General features: G+C 41.7%; 17 protein-coding genes. All 17 read left to right on the top strand.

Annotation, left to right across the window (positions count from 1 at the left end):
- The first annotated feature begins 25 nt into the window (after nt 1-25).
- The 17 genes from efp (at nt 26) to A6755_RS10750 (ending at nt 13,884) form a co-directional block, all read left to right on the top strand.
- Nucleotides 26-583 carry an elongation factor P gene (efp, locus tag A6755_RS10670; protein WP_034308328.1) on the top strand — a complete coding sequence of 186 codons (558 nt, stop codon included), beginning with the start codon at nt 26-28 and terminating at the stop codon, nt 581-583.
- Between the two features lie 744 nt (nt 584-1,327).
- The gene (gene spoIIIAA, locus A6755_RS10675; protein WP_063590643.1) at nt 1,328-2,260 is read left to right on the top strand and encodes a stage III sporulation protein AA; all 933 of its coding nucleotides are present in this window, start codon (nt 1,328-1,330) and stop codon (nt 2,258-2,260) included.
- A complete protein-coding gene (gene spoIIIAB, locus A6755_RS10680; RefSeq protein WP_034308322.1) occupies nt 2,253-2,768 on the top strand; it encodes a stage III sporulation protein SpoIIIAB in 516 nt (171 codons plus the stop codon). Before spoIIIAA ends, spoIIIAB begins: the two co-directional genes overlap by 8 nt.
- A gap of 21 nt (nt 2,769-2,789) precedes the next feature.
- Nucleotides 2,790-2,993 (top strand): stage III sporulation protein AC, encoded by a 204-nt coding sequence (spoIIIAC, locus tag A6755_RS10685; RefSeq protein WP_034308319.1) that lies wholly within the window; start codon nt 2,790-2,792, stop codon nt 2,991-2,993.
- Between the two features lie 23 nt (nt 2,994-3,016).
- Nucleotides 3,017-3,397 (top strand): stage III sporulation protein AD, encoded by a 381-nt coding sequence (gene spoIIIAD / locus A6755_RS10690; RefSeq protein WP_237752113.1) that lies wholly within the window; start codon nt 3,017-3,019, stop codon nt 3,395-3,397.
- Nucleotides 3,398-3,427: 30 nt separating this feature from the next.
- Complete coding sequence (gene spoIIIAE / locus A6755_RS10695) at nt 3,428-4,636, top strand: stage III sporulation protein AE (RefSeq protein ID WP_034308314.1); 1,209 nt, start codon at nt 3,428-3,430, stop codon at nt 4,634-4,636.
- 16 nt (nt 4,637-4,652) lie between these two features.
- On the top strand, nt 4,653-5,261 hold the full coding sequence (gene spoIIIAF / locus A6755_RS10700; RefSeq protein ID WP_034308312.1) for a stage III sporulation protein AF: 609 nt from the start codon (nt 4,653-4,655) through the stop codon (nt 5,259-5,261).
- A 7-nt stretch (nt 5,262-5,268) separates the two neighbouring features.
- Entirely contained in the window at nt 5,269-5,940 is a 672-nt protein-coding gene (gene spoIIIAG, locus A6755_RS10705) for a stage III sporulation protein AG (RefSeq protein ID WP_048681803.1), read from the top strand.
- A 14-nt stretch (nt 5,941-5,954) separates the two neighbouring features.
- The gene (locus A6755_RS10710; RefSeq protein ID WP_063590644.1) at nt 5,955-6,548 is read left to right on the top strand and encodes a SpoIIIAH-like family protein; all 594 of its coding nucleotides are present in this window, start codon (nt 5,955-5,957) and stop codon (nt 6,546-6,548) included.
- Between the two features lie 623 nt (nt 6,549-7,171).
- Nucleotides 7,172-7,672 carry an acetyl-CoA carboxylase biotin carboxyl carrier protein gene (accB, locus tag A6755_RS10715; protein ID WP_034308306.1) on the top strand — a complete coding sequence of 167 codons (501 nt, stop codon included), beginning with the start codon at nt 7,172-7,174 and terminating at the stop codon, nt 7,670-7,672.
- A 14-nt stretch (nt 7,673-7,686) separates the two neighbouring features.
- Complete coding sequence (accC, locus tag A6755_RS10720) at nt 7,687-9,039, top strand: acetyl-CoA carboxylase biotin carboxylase subunit (protein ID WP_034308301.1); 1,353 nt, start codon at nt 7,687-7,689, stop codon at nt 9,037-9,039.
- A gap of 37 nt (nt 9,040-9,076) precedes the next feature.
- Nucleotides 9,077-9,481 (top strand): Asp23/Gls24 family envelope stress response protein, encoded by a 405-nt coding sequence (locus tag A6755_RS10725; protein WP_222620245.1) that lies wholly within the window; start codon nt 9,077-9,079, stop codon nt 9,479-9,481.
- A gap of 449 nt (nt 9,482-9,930) precedes the next feature.
- Nucleotides 9,931-10,323 (top strand): transcription antitermination factor NusB, encoded by a 393-nt coding sequence (gene nusB / locus A6755_RS10730; protein ID WP_063590645.1) that lies wholly within the window; start codon nt 9,931-9,933, stop codon nt 10,321-10,323.
- A gap of 69 nt (nt 10,324-10,392) precedes the next feature.
- Nucleotides 10,393-11,268, top strand: a complete 876-nt coding sequence (folD, locus tag A6755_RS10735) for a bifunctional methylenetetrahydrofolate dehydrogenase/methenyltetrahydrofolate cyclohydrolase FolD (protein WP_063590646.1) — start codon at nt 10,393-10,395, stop codon at nt 11,266-11,268.
- Between the two features lie 138 nt (nt 11,269-11,406).
- The gene (gene xseA / locus A6755_RS10740) at nt 11,407-12,759 is read left to right on the top strand and encodes an exodeoxyribonuclease VII large subunit (protein WP_063590647.1); all 1,353 of its coding nucleotides are present in this window, start codon (nt 11,407-11,409) and stop codon (nt 12,757-12,759) included.
- Nucleotides 12,756-12,989 carry an exodeoxyribonuclease VII small subunit gene (locus tag A6755_RS10745; protein ID WP_034308286.1) on the top strand — a complete coding sequence of 78 codons (234 nt, stop codon included), beginning with the start codon at nt 12,756-12,758 and terminating at the stop codon, nt 12,987-12,989. The genes xseA and A6755_RS10745 overlap by 4 nt, the downstream gene beginning before the upstream one ends.
- A 1-nt stretch (nt 12,990) precedes the next feature.
- The gene (locus tag A6755_RS10750; RefSeq protein ID WP_063590648.1) at nt 12,991-13,884 is read left to right on the top strand and encodes a polyprenyl synthetase family protein; all 894 of its coding nucleotides are present in this window, start codon (nt 12,991-12,993) and stop codon (nt 13,882-13,884) included.
- Nucleotides 13,885-14,019 lie beyond the last annotated feature (135 nt).

The raw sequence follows: 14,019 nt of genomic DNA on the forward strand, positions 1-14,019 counted from the left end.
CATGTACATGTAGGAGGACAAATTTATGATTTCTGTAAACGATTTTCGCACGGGTGTTACGATTGAAGTAGATAATGGAATTTGGCAGGTTATCGAGTTCCAACACGTTAAACCTGGTAAAGGTGCAGCTTTTGTACGTTCTAAACTTCGGAACCTTCGTACGGGTTCAATCCAGGAGAAAACATTCCGTGCTGGTGAAAAAGTTGCTAAAGCACATATCGAAAACCGCAAGATGCAGTACCTTTATGCAAGTGGAGACAGCCATGTATTCATGGATAACGAAACGTATGACCAAATCGAGCTGCCGGCTTCAAGCATTGAACGTGAACTTAAGTTCCTAAAGGAAAATATGGAAGTACATATCATGACTTTCCAAGCGGAAACTCTTGGTGTCGAACTTCCAAACACAGTGGAACTAGAAGTGGCGGAGACTGAGCCTGGAATTAAAGGCGATACATCTTCAGGCGGCACGAAATCAGCCGTACTTGAGACGGGCCTTTCGGTTCAAGTGCCATTTTTCATCAACCAAGGTGACAAACTATTGATCAATACAAATGAAGGTTCTTACGTATCACGTGCATAAACGAAAGAAGGCCGAGATTAATTAATCGGCCACAAATTGCAGACAAAAAGGTTTCGGAATGGTCTCATTCCGAAACCTTTTTGATTTTTTATGGGATTGGACTTCATGATGACGCAGATGATCTGCTTCTTCCGAATATTCCTGCCAATATGGAGTGCCACCACTTTCTGAAGGTCCTTAACTTTCTGTACAACGAGTCCTGCACAAATGCAATGCAATTGGATGATTTGTACACACGATAGTCCTCTTTAATCTCCATTTTACAAGCTGGCACCAGTTGGTCTAAAGTAATCATTCATGCTGATCGAATCATGATCATGTTTAAAAAGCATCCCAATCTCCTCAGGTTCCCAGTCTGAAAGGTCCGTATGGTCTCATCCCAAACCATGATTTTATAAGAAGACTTGGTCACCCTTCATGTTTTACTTTTTTATGGAGTGGAACCCTCACTGGATTGAAGAAATCTGCGACACTCCTGCCGAATAACTGGCAGCCGAGACCCCACAGGCGCTTGCGCCGAGGAGGCTTGGCAGACAGTCGGCGGAAAGGGAGCGGATTACTGAAATCAACTGCAACTTTTTTTAAATAAAAAGACGTAGACCGAGATTAATTTCTCGGTCTTTTTTAGATTCAGGAGGTTATAAAAAAATCAATAAATGGTCGATTTCTTTAATAGCCTGTCATCATTATGGGCTTGTCGGCATATATTTTATTGAAAGTGGTGTATACAGGAGGATTGTCAAAATGGAAACGATTCTTTCTTTTTTACCGAAAAGTTTATACGAGCAACTCCGCGGTATGACACCGATGATGATCGATAGGATGGAAGAACTGCGAATTCGGGTTGGCAGGCCGCTTGAGGTCATTGTAGGGGGGGAACCATACTTTTTTTCCTATGAAGTGACCCATTCGGATGCAGATCAATTATTGAATAATATAGGTCAATTTTCGTTATATACGCTTGAGGAAGAATTAAAGCGAGGATATATAACCATAGCGGGCGGACATCGGGTGGGGCTTGCTGGCAAGGTGATCCTGGAAAATGGTTCGGTCAAAGCGATCAGGGATATTTCCTCATTCAATATTCGGGTTGCACGTGAAAAAATAGGTGCAGCTGAACCTCTCACTTCATATTTATATGACGGGGAATGGCAGCATACCATGTTAATCGGTGCTCCGCAAACGGGAAAAACGACCATATTACGTGATATTGCAAGAATGATATCCAGTGGTAATGAAAAACTCGGCATTGCCCCTCAAAAGGTGGGGATAGTGGACGAGCGCTCAGAAATTGCCGGATGTGTGCATGGAGTGCCGCAGCTCGAATTCGGAACAAGGGTTGATGTTCTCGATGGATGTCCCAAAGCGGAAGGGATGATGATGATGATCCGTTCGATGTCCCCGGATGTATTGATCGTGGATGAAATAGGCCGCGAAGCGGATACGCAGGCTGTGCTGGAAGCCGTTAATGCAGGTATTAAACTCATGATAACCACGCATGGCCATACACTGGATGAAATCAAGAAGAGACCCATTATCGCTGAAATATTAAAGCAAAACATCTTTGAACGCTTTATTGAATTAAAAAGAAGTAAATCCGGTAGGAGGGGCTACAAAGTCCTTGATGCAGCAGGGATTCCCATTTACTTAGGAGAAAGTGTGAACCCGGATGTTTAAGTTAATAGGAGCAGCGATAATTATTATAGCGACGACTTGGGCAGGTTTTGAAGCGGCGAAAAAATTAAGTATGAGGCCTCGTCAACTGAGACAGCTGAAAGTCGCCATGCAATCGCTTGAAGCTGAAATCATGTTCGGTCATACACCTTTGAAAGAAGCGGCAAGGAAACTTTCTAAACAGATGGCCAAACCTTTGTCCAGCTTTTTCGATACATTTGCAAATCGGCTCGAGTCAGGTGAAACCACCGTCAAAGAAGCATGGGATGATAGTTTGAAGAAAATATGGCAATCCCTTGCTTTAAAACAGGGAGAATTCGAGATTCTTTCACAGTTTGGGGAGACGCTTGGGAAAAGCGATAAATATCATCAGCAAAAGCAAATCATGCTAACGATGGCACATCTGGAACGGGAAGAAACCGATGCACTCGACCGCCAGGGGAAATATGAAAAAATGATGAAAAGTCTTGGTTTTTTATCAGGGCTATTATTGATCATCTTGCTGATGTAGGAATATGTGGGGGGAATGAAAATGGGCATTGACGTGGACATCATATTTAAAATAGCGGGTGTGGGGCTTGTAGTGGCATTTCTTCACACGATACTCGATCAGGTTGGGAAGAAGGAATATGCCCAGTGGGTGACACTTTTCGGATTTATCTATATTTTATTCATGGTTGCTTCTGTAGTAGAGGATTTATTTCAAAAAATTAAATCTGTATTTCTATTTCAGTAAGGGAGGGATTCGCGATTGAAATCATAAAAATCGTGGCCATTGCCCTAGTTGCCACCTTTTTGGCACTGATCGTCAAAGAGCAAAAACCAAATTTAGCATTCCTGCTTGTTGTTTTTGTAGGATGCTCCATTTTTCTTTTTTTAGCTGACAAGATATACGAAATCATTCTAATGTTAGAAAAAATTGCAGTTAATGCGAATGTAAATACCGTGTATCTAGAGACCATTTTAAAAATAATCGGAATTGCCTATATTGCAGAATTCGCTTCACAAATTACAAAAGATGCAGGGCAAGGTTCGCTCGCTTCCAAAATAGAATTGAGCGGAAAAATCTTGATTCTTGCCATGGCGATTCCGATTTTGACCGTCATTATCGAAACGATTCTAAAGATGCTCCCAAGTTAATGGATTACTCCTAGTCAATGAGGTGAATGTATGAAGCAGCGGATGCCTTACTTATCCATACTATTCGTTTTACTCTTTTTTTTGCATGCATCTATTGGACAAGCTGCCGAAAATCCAGAAAATGGTGAAGTTGATCAAGAGCCGATCATGCAGTCCGAACTGGTACAAGCCCAAATAGAAAGGCTGGGCGTCGATGAGCTCAAACAATATTGGGATGACATCGTTACGGAATATGGAGGATTCTTACCGGAAAGCCAGAAAGGGAGCTTCATGGATTTTGTAAGCGGCGATAAGAAATTTTCATTTGATGAATGGATAAAGGGTATCACAAAATTCATTTTTCATGAACTGCTCGTGAATGGAAAGCTGCTGGGGTCACTCATTTTATTAACCGTTTTCAGCATGTTCCTCCAGTCTTTGCAGAATGCGTTCGAGCAAAGCTCCGTAAGTAAGGTCGCTTATGCAATCGTTTATATGGTGCTGATCATTTTGGCACTTAACAGTTTTCATGTGGCGATTGAATATACAAAAGATACGATAGATTTGATGATTTCCTTTTTAATGGCGCTCATCCCTTTACTCTTGGCATTGATAGCTGCTTCAGGCGGACTTGTATCGGCAGCCTTCTTTCATCCGGTATTGATGTTTTTGATGAATACAAGCGGCATCTTGATTCAGTTCGTCGTCCTTCCGTTATTATTCTTTGCAGCGATTTTAAGCATAGTCAGCACGTTGACCGAACATTACAAAGTGACACAGCTGGCACAACTTCTCCGTAATTTTGCCATCGGGATCCTTGGAGCATTCATGACCATATTCCTTGGTGTGATATCCGTTCAGGGAGCATCCTCAGCTGTAGCTGACGGAGTGACGATCAGGACAGCCAAATTCGTGACAGGTAACTTTATACCGGTCATAGGGCGCATGTTTACCGATGCAACGGATACGGTCATTAGTGCCTCCGTCCTTTTGAAAAATACAGTGGGATTGTCAGGTGTCATCATTCTCTTGCTCATTACCACATTTCCCGCCATAAAAATCCTGATGATTTCTTTTGTCTATAAATTGGCAGCGAGTCTTTTGCAGCCGCTGGGCGGAGGACCTGTAATAAAATGCCTTGACATTATAAGTAAAAGCATGATTTATATTTTCGCCGCATTGGCCATTGTCTCACTTATGTTTTTTTTAAGTATCACGGTAATCATCGCCTCTGGAAACATTACCCTGATGGTTCGTTAGAAAGGAGGGGGACTTGGTGAGTTTTTTAGCTGGCTGGGTATCCAACATCATCATATTTGTACTGCTGGCTACTGTGATCGATATGCTTCTGCCGAATTCAGCTTTACAGAAGTATGCCAAAATGGTTATCGGGCTTTTACTGATTGCAATCATCATCACTCCTATATTGGGATTATTCAATAAGGATTTCGATGATATTCTCACTGCGGCCACTAGTGAATTTGAGGATCAGAAAAAAAAAGATTTAGGAAATTTGACAGAAATGAAGAAAAAAGAAATACAAGCTACCCAGGGTGCATATATTTTAAAACAAATGGCTGTTGACTTACAGGCAGAAGTGGAAGAGGAGCTGATGGCGGATTATAACATGAGGATTAGTTCAATTGATGTAGGGGTCAAGAATGAGGAAGAGCCGGGTGTTGATGATCTGCAGAACATAACCATCTCATTGGAAAAGGCAGAAGGGAAAGAAAACTCGGAGATAGAGGCAGTAGCGAAGGTTGATATCAATACAGATAGCCCATCCACTTCGAATGATGCCAATCTGGATGCTGTCAAAAGGTTTCTGGCAACAAGTTGGTCTGTTGATGAAGAGATCATTGAAATCGCCGGGGAAAGGAAGTGACTGAGTATTGAACAAAGACAAAGGTCCATTATCCTGGCTGCAAAAACTATTAAATAAAGACCCTGACCAAAAAGAGCCTAAGGAAAAAAAACCTTCCCTGTATGTCTATGCTCTAATAGTTGTCCTTTTGGGATCGGGAATCATGATGGCCGGGAATTTGTTAACCACCAACAAGACGGGACAAACATCTGAAGTGACGACTGTATTCAATAATGATAAACAGCAGGAAGAAGATGGGGATGTTGAAACATTCGGCCAGAAGAAATCAGAGTTCAAGACTACAAAAGACTATGAAATATATCTACAGAATGAAATGAAGGAAGCGCTAGAATCCATCGCAGGCGTCCAGGATGTGAAAGTCGTAATCTACGTCGATGCATCCGAGAAAAAAGTATATGAAAGAAATAAAGTCACCCAAAAACAAGTCACTGAAGAAACCGACCAGGAAGGCGGCAAAAGGACGGTCGAAGACACATCCGTTGATGAACAGCTAGTTTTGGTCAAGAGCGGTGAAAAAGAAGGACCGATCATTTCGGAAACGAAAAAACCTAGTGTAAGAGGAGTCCTGGTAGTCGCTAAAGGGGCCGAAAACATTCAAATAAAGAAGTGGATCATCGAGGCTGTCACACGCTCACTTGACGTACCGAGTCACAGGGTTTCTGTCATGCCTAAAAAATAAGGGGGAAAATCTACATGTTATTAAAAAAACAAACCGTTTGGTTATTGACTATGCTAAGTCTGGTCGTTGTGCTTTCAGTCTATTATTTAACCGCTCCTGAAGAAAATGCCGCCGACATGACGGCAACAGAGCAAATGGAACAGGAAGAAAATAAAACAGAAAGTAAAACAGAGAACAAAGCAGAGACAAAAGGGGAAAATAAAAGTGAAAAAGAAACTTCCAAAAATGCAGAAGGTTCCTCAGTAACCATTGCATCTGGAGATGAGTTCGAATCGTTAAGGATGCAGATTGAAGATGAACGGGCGAAGCTGAATGAAGAATTGACTGCTAAGATGGGCAACACAGAACTATCAGCTGAAGAAAGAGACGAGGCTTATGCAAAAATCGAACAATTAAGTGAAACGAAAGTGAAAGAAAATATCATTGAAAACTTAATTGTTGCCATGGATTACAATGCCGCACTGGTCCGGGTTGACGGAACGGATGTTAAGGTAAGTGTCAAGGCGGATAAACAAACGAAAACAGAGGCCAATAACATTATCCGCCTCGTAAGGAAAGAAGTGAGCGATGCACAAAATGTAGTGGTCGATTTCCAACCGGAAAAGTAAACACACATACAGAAAAAAGTGACTGATACAGAACAGTTCAACATCATAAAAATTTGAAAGCCCCCTTAATAAAAAAATGGGAGGCTTTTTATTATGATTTTATTAACTATCTCACAAACCTGGAAACTTTTGAGGAAAAGTTTTTTTATGTCGATTGGAATCAGGAACTCAAATAGAAATGGTGATAATGATCATCCGTAATATTCTAGAAAAGTAATTACAATGGATATTATGGCTGGTTTCCCAGGAATGAAATGCAAAATTAAAGAGCAAGCGTTAAGGCGCCCAAGTTGATAAATATTCACAATATTATAATAAAGGTGTAAGATGGAAGTATGGATATTCAGTAACAATTAATCTATCATTGAATTTGTATAAGCTAATATTGTATGATGTTAGAAGCTGGTCATAAACTTTTCAATTTTCTTAGGGAAACAATATTTTGAGAAAGTGAAATATCTGTTATAATACAGATGAGGTTTGTAGTCAGTTTATTCGCATTCGCGTAAAGAAAGCGGCTACTTTGTGCAGTATTGGACAAAGTAGGATAAGCTAAGGGTAGGGTTACATAAAATATTATTGCCTCACAAACTCATATTAAATTAGACAAGGGGTGCCACAAAATGAAAGTGCAAGAAATTCGTGAAATTATTAAGTTAGTCGATCAATCAAATATCGGTGAATTCGTTTTCGAAAATGAAGGAACGAAAATTAAATTGAAAAAAACCGAAACGGGTACAGTATTACACCAAGCAGCAGTTGCTCCAGATGTTGTTCAAGCCAATGCAGCTGTAGAGGTCAAGCCCGCAGCGGCCCCTGCCCCTGAAGTACCGAAAGCTGTTGAACCTGCAAAACCGGCTGCTGCCGTCACTGAACAGGAAAATTTACATAAAATCACTTCCCCGATGGTAGGGACATTCTACCAATCTCCTGCACCGGATTCACCTGCATACGTAAAAGCAGGCGATAAAGTGACAGGGGATTCCATCGTCTGCATCGTGGAAGCCATGAAACTTTTCAATGAAATCGAAGCTGAAGTAAGCGGTGAAATCGTGGAAGTCCTTGTAAAAGAAGGTCAGCTTGTAGAATATGGTCAACCATTATTTTTAGTAAAGCCGGAATGAGGAGCTGTTTCTAAATGATTAAAAAGGTATTAATTGCCAATCGTGGGGAAATTGCTGTCCGAATCATCCGGGCATGCAAGGAATTAGGAATCGAGACTGTTGCTGTCTATTCAGAAGCAGATAAAGAAGCATTACATGTTCAAATTGCTGATGAAGCATATTGCATCGGTCCTAAATTATCAAAAGACAGTTATTTAAATACAACCAACATTATCAGCACAGCCAAGAAAACGGGATCCGATGCAATTCATCCGGGATATGGTTTCCTAGCTGAAAATGCCGACTTTGCCGAGCTATGCCGTGAATGCAATATCATTTTCATCGGTCCTAGCCCCGAAGCGATCAATAAAATGGGAACAAAGGACGTAGCAAGGGAAACCATGCGCAAAGCTGGTGTACCGATCGTGCCAGGTTCTAAAGGCATAATCAAAGATACGGATGAGGGTGTAGCACTAGCTAATGAAATGGGCTATCCAGTCATCATCAAAGCTACTGCAGGCGGAGGCGGTAAAGGTATCCGCGTCGCAAGGACGGAAGAAGATCTCATCAAGGGCATTAACATCACGCAACAGGAAGCCGCGACGGCATTCGGGAATCCTGGCGTGTATATTGAAAAGTTCATTGAGGACTTCCGTCACGTTGAAATACAGGTCATGGCAGATAATCATGGCAACGCCATCCATTTAGGTGAGCGTGATTGTACGGTCCAACGACGTTTGCAAAAACTTGTTGAAGAAACCCCGTCACCGGCGTTGGATGGTGAAATACGTGCGGAAATGGGGCAGGCCGCTGTGACGGCTGCACTTGCCGTAAACTATTCAGGTGCCGGAACAGTAGAATTTATTTATGACTATGTGAATAGAAAATACTACTTTATGGAAATGAATACACGTATCCAGGTTGAGCACCCAGTTACAGAAATGGTAACGGGCGTGGATTTGATTAAAGAACAGATCAAAGTTGCTTCAGGCAACAAACTATCGCTTTCGCAAGAGGATGTCACATATAACGGATGGTCTATCGAATGCCGGATCAATGCCGAAAATCCAGAAAAGAATTTCATGCCTTCCGCAGGTAAGATTCAAATGTATTTACCTCCAGGCGGCTACGGGGTTCGTGTTGATTCTGCGGCATACCCTGGGTACTCGATACCGCCGTATTACGATTCCATGATCGCTAAATTGATTGTCCATGCACCGACTAGAGAAGAGGCGATCGAGAAGATGAAACGCGCCTTGGGTGAGTTTGTCATTGAAGGGATCAGTACCACAATTCCTTTCCATATTAAGTTACTTCAGCATGAACAATTTGTTTCCGGGGAATTTAATACCAAATTCCTTGAAATATATGATGTAATGAACTCATAATGTAAAGGAAGACAGGAGGTGCTTTTGAATGAGTGAAATGGAAGGCCAATTACTCGAAATGAATGATTATAATAGTGGGCTGGGCAAAGTGGAGATTGCGCCTGAGGTGATAGAGGTGATTGCGGGTATCGCTGCATCGGAAGTTGAAGGTGTTGCACATATGCGCGGGAACTTCGCTACGGGTGTTGTTGAAAAGCTTGGTAAAAAGAACCACGGTAAAGGTGTTAAAGTGGACTTAACGGGAGAATCCATCAAAGTTGAACTTTATTGTGTCATGAAGTTTGGTGTTTCAATTCCGAAAGTTGCTCAGGAAGTGCAAGATAACATTCGTGAAGCTTTATTGAATATGACCGCTATCGACGCTGGCGAAGTGAACATTCATGTAGTGGGCATTGCGTTTGAAAACGCTAAACAAGAAGCGGATTACGAACAAGAAGTGTAAGTGGGCTTCATTCGATTCACACCTGCAAAAACCCGGCAAAAAGCCGGGTTTTTGTTTTTTGAATGTAAACTCAAAGATACCCGTTTTTGGGGCCTGCTTATAATATTAAATTTAAATGAACATAATAAGGCGGTGTCTGGAAATTTCCCTTTAATTCAAGGGTGATTTCTGTTAGAGTGTAAAAGGTGAAATATGAGCATGAAAGCTAGGCAAGAGCTTTTTGACACTTTCAAAAAGTATGGGACTGTGTTGGCCGTTTAATTGGAAAGTAATCTTGAAATGTAATCTTGAATCAAGATATTGAATCTTTTGGCCTTTAATTTAGTGGGATTTAGCTTGTTTTTATAAATAATATAGCGAGAATCTTAATATTTTTGAAAAAATGTTATTTAATGTTCGTTTGTTCTAGCATTTTCATATATAATAGTAGATGTAAAAGGAGTAAGATTATGAAAAGAAGAGAAGCCCGTGAAAAATCCCTTCAAGCACTATATCAGATAGATATTGCCAACTCGAATGCAGAAGAAGCAATGGAAAGCGTACTGGATGGTGCTCCCACTGATAATTATTTCAAGAAATTAGTAATGGGGATAACGGAAAATCGTGAACAAATTGATGGAATGATCAGGGACAATTTAGAGAATTGGACGTTGGAAAGACTGGCGAACATTGATCGGAATTTACTGCGGATCGCGGTTTATGAAATGATTCACAGTGAAGATGTTCCTGTAAGTGTTGCAATGAATGAAGCTATTGAAATTGCTAAGAAATTCGGTGATGATCAATCAAGCAGCTTTGTAAATGCCGTTTTATCCAAAGTGAAGGTGAAAAGCGGCAGCTAAAGCTGCAGTCTTGAACAAGGATTCTCTCAGCAATTTCTTTAGCAAAATTAACTTGGGAGGAATAAACACATGTCAGCTCAACTCATTAATGGTAAAGAAATTGCAGAGTCAGTTAGGCAGGAAATCAGTAAGGAAGTTCAACAGTTACGGGAAAAAAATGTCGTTCCGGGTTTAGCTGTAATCCTGGTGGGTGACAATCAAGCATCTCAAACTTATGTGCGCCATAAGCAAAAGGCCTGTGAGGACTTGGGGATGCATTCCGTACTAATTAAAAAGCCTGCGGATCTCTCTCAGGAGGAATTAATTCAGAGCATTGCTGAATTAAACCAGGATGACAGCATTCATGGTATATTGGTGCAGCTGCCCTTGCCTGGACATATTCAGGAAAAGGCGATCATTGAAGCGATTTCCCCTGAAAAGGATGTAGATGGATTCCACCCGATTAATATTGGGCGGATGATGACGGGACAAGATGCATTTTTACCTTGTACTCCGTACGGCGTCATGGTGATGCTTGAGTATATCGACTATGACCTTGAAGGTAAGCATGTTGTCATCGTAGGGAGAAGTAATATCGTCGGAAAACCAGCCGGACAATTGTTTTTAAACGCAAATGCAACCGTTACATACTGTCATTCACGGACAAAGGATCTTGCTTATTATACCAAGCAAGCCGATGTCGTTGTGGCAGCGGTCGGAAAGAGGGACACGATCACGAGTGACCATATTAAAGAAGGCGCAATCGTCATTGACGTCGGAATGAACAGGAATGATGAAGGGAAGCTTTGCGGTGATGTGGCGTTTGATGAAGTGAAAGATAAGGCTTCATACATTACACCTGTTCCTAAAGGCGTTGGTCCCATGACGATTACGATGCTTATGAAGAATACGGTCAAATCTGCTCAAAAAGCACTTGAATCAAACAAGCAAGCATTAAAAAGCTGAAAAAAACGTTAAATTATTTTAAAGAAGCGGACCTCTTGTTTTATAATAACGGGAGACCGCTTTTTTCCATTCATGGATTTATGATAATCTATAGGTGAGTTTTCTGTATATCCGATTTCCATCGGAAGGAGACATTATATGAGCAACCAACAATATTTGAGTGTGTCGGCTTTAACGAAGTACATCAAAAGGAAGTTCGATGCCGACCCCCATTTGCAAAGTGTATACATAAAAGGTGAAATTTCGAATTTTAAACAACATACAAGCGGGCATATGTATTTTACTTTAAAGGATGAGAAGGCACGACTTCTCTCCGTCATGTTTGCCGCCAATAATAAAGGGATGAAATTCTTGCCTGAAAATGGCATGAAGGTACTTGTTAAGGGTGATATATCATTATACGAAGCTGGAGGACAGTATCAGCTTTATGTGAAAAGCATGGCCCCTGATGGTGTGGGGGATTTATATCTTGCTTATGAACAGCTGAAGAAAAAGCTGGAGGGGGCAGGCTTGTTTTTGGCCGAACATAAGAAGCCGATCCCGCAGTACCCTAAGTCTGTAGGGGTCATAACTTCGCCGACCGGAGCTGCATTAAGAGATATCCTGACAACCATCAAGCGGAGATATCCGATTGCCAGGATAATCGTTTATCCAGCACTTGTACAAGGGAATAATGCCGCTAAATCGATTGCCAAGGCAATTTCCATGGCGAACGCAAGGGCGGAAAGCGATGTTCTCATTGTCGGAAGGGGCGGCGGGTCGATCGAGGAACTATGGGCCTTCAATGAGGAGATAGTGGCTGAATCTATATATGATTCCGATATACCTGTAATTTCTGCTGTCGGTCACGAAACCGACTTTACGATTGCTGATTTTGTCGCCGATATGCGTGCTCCTACACCGACTGGTGCAGCAGAGTTAGCGGTTCCTCACTTGAATGAAATACTCGAACGCCTGATGAACCGCAAGAATCGATTGACCCGCTCCATTCAAGAAGCAGTGAATTTTGAACGAACCCGTTTGACCAGGATGGAGAGGTCTTATGCCTTCCGTTACCCGCATAAAATGTACGAACAGAAGCTGGAACAACTAGACAAGACGATGGACAGGCTAGGGAGGACCAGCACGCGATATTTCATGAAAAAGAGAGATGAGCTGAATCAGCTGAACGATGTTTTGAAAAAGCAGCATCCTGAACAAGCGGTGAAAAATGCGAAAGATGAACTGCAGCAGCATGCAAAGGTATTACGGAGGGCCATGGAAGCCATCTATCGGCATAAATCTCAGCAGTTCGTCCATATTACAGCCACTTTATCTGCTCTCAGTCCACTAAAAATCATGGAACGGGGCTATGGATTGGTTTTTGCTGAGGATGAGACATTAGTGAAAAGTACACAGCAAGTATCAAAAGGGGATAAGATAGCGGTTTCGATAAAAGATGGAACTCTTGAATGTGAAATTAAAGAAATTAAGGAGCGGATTGAATCATGACAAAAAAACAGGAAGCTACATTTGAAGAAGCGATGGAGAATCTCGAAAAAATTGTAGAGCAGTTGGAAGAAGGCGATGTGCCCTTGGAAGAAGCCATTTCGATATATAAACAAGGAATGGATTTATCAAGGCTTTGCCATTCAAAGCTTAAGGCTGTTGAAGATCAGTTGACTCAAATTTTACGCGAAGATGGGGAACTTGAAAACTTTGCTGTACAGGAGGAAGAATGACATGGGTACGGCGTCCTTTGAAATGTTTTCTAATGAATATAAGGCAATTATAGAACGGGAAATCGTCGAATATGTCAATAAACTTAAAGCTCCGGCAGTAGTCAAAGAAGCCATGATCTATTCACTTCAGGCAGGGGGTAAACGGATTCGCCCATTATTGGTCTTTGCGGTTTTGGAGGCCTTTGGAAAAAGCTTGAGGGTAGGGATTCCTGCAGCGGCTGCCATTGAAATGATTCATACATATTCTTTGATTCATGATGACCTACCGGCAATGGATGATGATGATCTCCGCCGCGGAAAACCGACGAATCATAAAGTGTTCGGTGAAGCGGTGGCCATACTGGCAGGTGATGCACTTCTTACTTATAGCTTTCAATTGGTGACGGATATGACCAATCCCGAGGTCACGGCTGAAATGAAGCTGAACCTTGTAAGTGAAATTGCGAAGTCTGCCGGAGCCGAGGGAATGGTTGGGGGGCAAGTTGCCGATATGGAAGGTGAGAATAAACGGCTGACCCTTCAGGAATTGGAGTATATACATGAACATAAAACAGGGAAGTTATTGACTGCAAGCATCCTTTCCGGTGCTATATTAGCAGGGGCGAGTGAAGAACAGCAACTGCATTTACGTGACTTTGCATACCACCTGGGGCTTGCTTTTCAAATTCGCGATGATATTCTGGATATTGAAGGGTCAGTCGAGTTGATCGGCAAGCCGGTTGGCAGTGATGTGGGGAATCATAAAAGCACATATCCTTCTTTACTAACCCTTCAAGGGGCAAAGCAAAAGTTGGAACATCATATAGAACTTGCCCATGCCGCTTTAGGAAAAACAACCTTACAAACGGGTTTGTTGAATGAACTAACTGATTTAATTGCGAACCGTAATCATTGATTGTGGCTAAATTTGTTATCAATTGAGGTTTTGTGGTATACTCATTGTGCAAAAATATGTGAAAATCAAAATGAATTTTTAAATTGAGATACGTGATAAAATAGGTATAATAAGCCGCCGAAATCACCTGGGTGT

The sequence above is a fragment of the Peribacillus frigoritolerans genome, assembly GCF_001636405.1.
Lineage (GTDB): Bacteria > Bacillota > Bacilli > Bacillales > DSM-1321 > Peribacillus > Peribacillus frigoritolerans.

What these genes read in the sequence shown, in the direction of transcription:
- efp (WP_034308328.1), top strand. Translation starts at nt 26, where the DNA reads ATGATTTCTGTAAACGATTTTCGCACGGGTGTTACGATTGAAGTAGAT.
- spoIIIAA (WP_063590643.1), top strand. Translation starts at nt 1,328, where the DNA reads ATGGAAACGATTCTTTCTTTTTTACCGAAAAGTTTATACGAGCAACTC.
- spoIIIAB (WP_034308322.1), top strand. Translation starts at nt 2,253, where the DNA reads ATGTTTAAGTTAATAGGAGCAGCGATAATTATTATAGCGACGACTTGG.
- spoIIIAC (WP_034308319.1), top strand. Translation starts at nt 2,790, where the DNA reads ATGGGCATTGACGTGGACATCATATTTAAAATAGCGGGTGTGGGGCTT.
- spoIIIAE (WP_034308314.1), top strand. Translation starts at nt 3,428, where the DNA reads ATGAAGCAGCGGATGCCTTACTTATCCATACTATTCGTTTTACTCTTT.
- A6755_RS10710 (WP_063590644.1), top strand. Translation starts at nt 5,955, where the DNA reads ATGTTATTAAAAAAACAAACCGTTTGGTTATTGACTATGCTAAGTCTG.
- accB (WP_034308306.1), top strand. Translation starts at nt 7,172, where the DNA reads ATGAAAGTGCAAGAAATTCGTGAAATTATTAAGTTAGTCGATCAATCA.
- accC (WP_034308301.1), top strand. Translation starts at nt 7,687, where the DNA reads ATGATTAAAAAGGTATTAATTGCCAATCGTGGGGAAATTGCTGTCCGA.
- A6755_RS10725 (WP_222620245.1), top strand. Translation starts at nt 9,077, where the DNA reads ATGGAAGGCCAATTACTCGAAATGAATGATTATAATAGTGGGCTGGGC.
- nusB (WP_063590645.1), top strand. Translation starts at nt 9,931, where the DNA reads ATGAAAAGAAGAGAAGCCCGTGAAAAATCCCTTCAAGCACTATATCAG.
- folD (WP_063590646.1), top strand. Translation starts at nt 10,393, where the DNA reads ATGTCAGCTCAACTCATTAATGGTAAAGAAATTGCAGAGTCAGTTAGG.
- xseA (WP_063590647.1), top strand. Translation starts at nt 11,407, where the DNA reads ATGAGCAACCAACAATATTTGAGTGTGTCGGCTTTAACGAAGTACATC.
- A6755_RS10745 (WP_034308286.1), top strand. Translation starts at nt 12,756, where the DNA reads ATGACAAAAAAACAGGAAGCTACATTTGAAGAAGCGATGGAGAATCTC.
- A6755_RS10750 (WP_063590648.1), top strand. Translation starts at nt 12,991, where the DNA reads ATGGGTACGGCGTCCTTTGAAATGTTTTCTAATGAATATAAGGCAATT.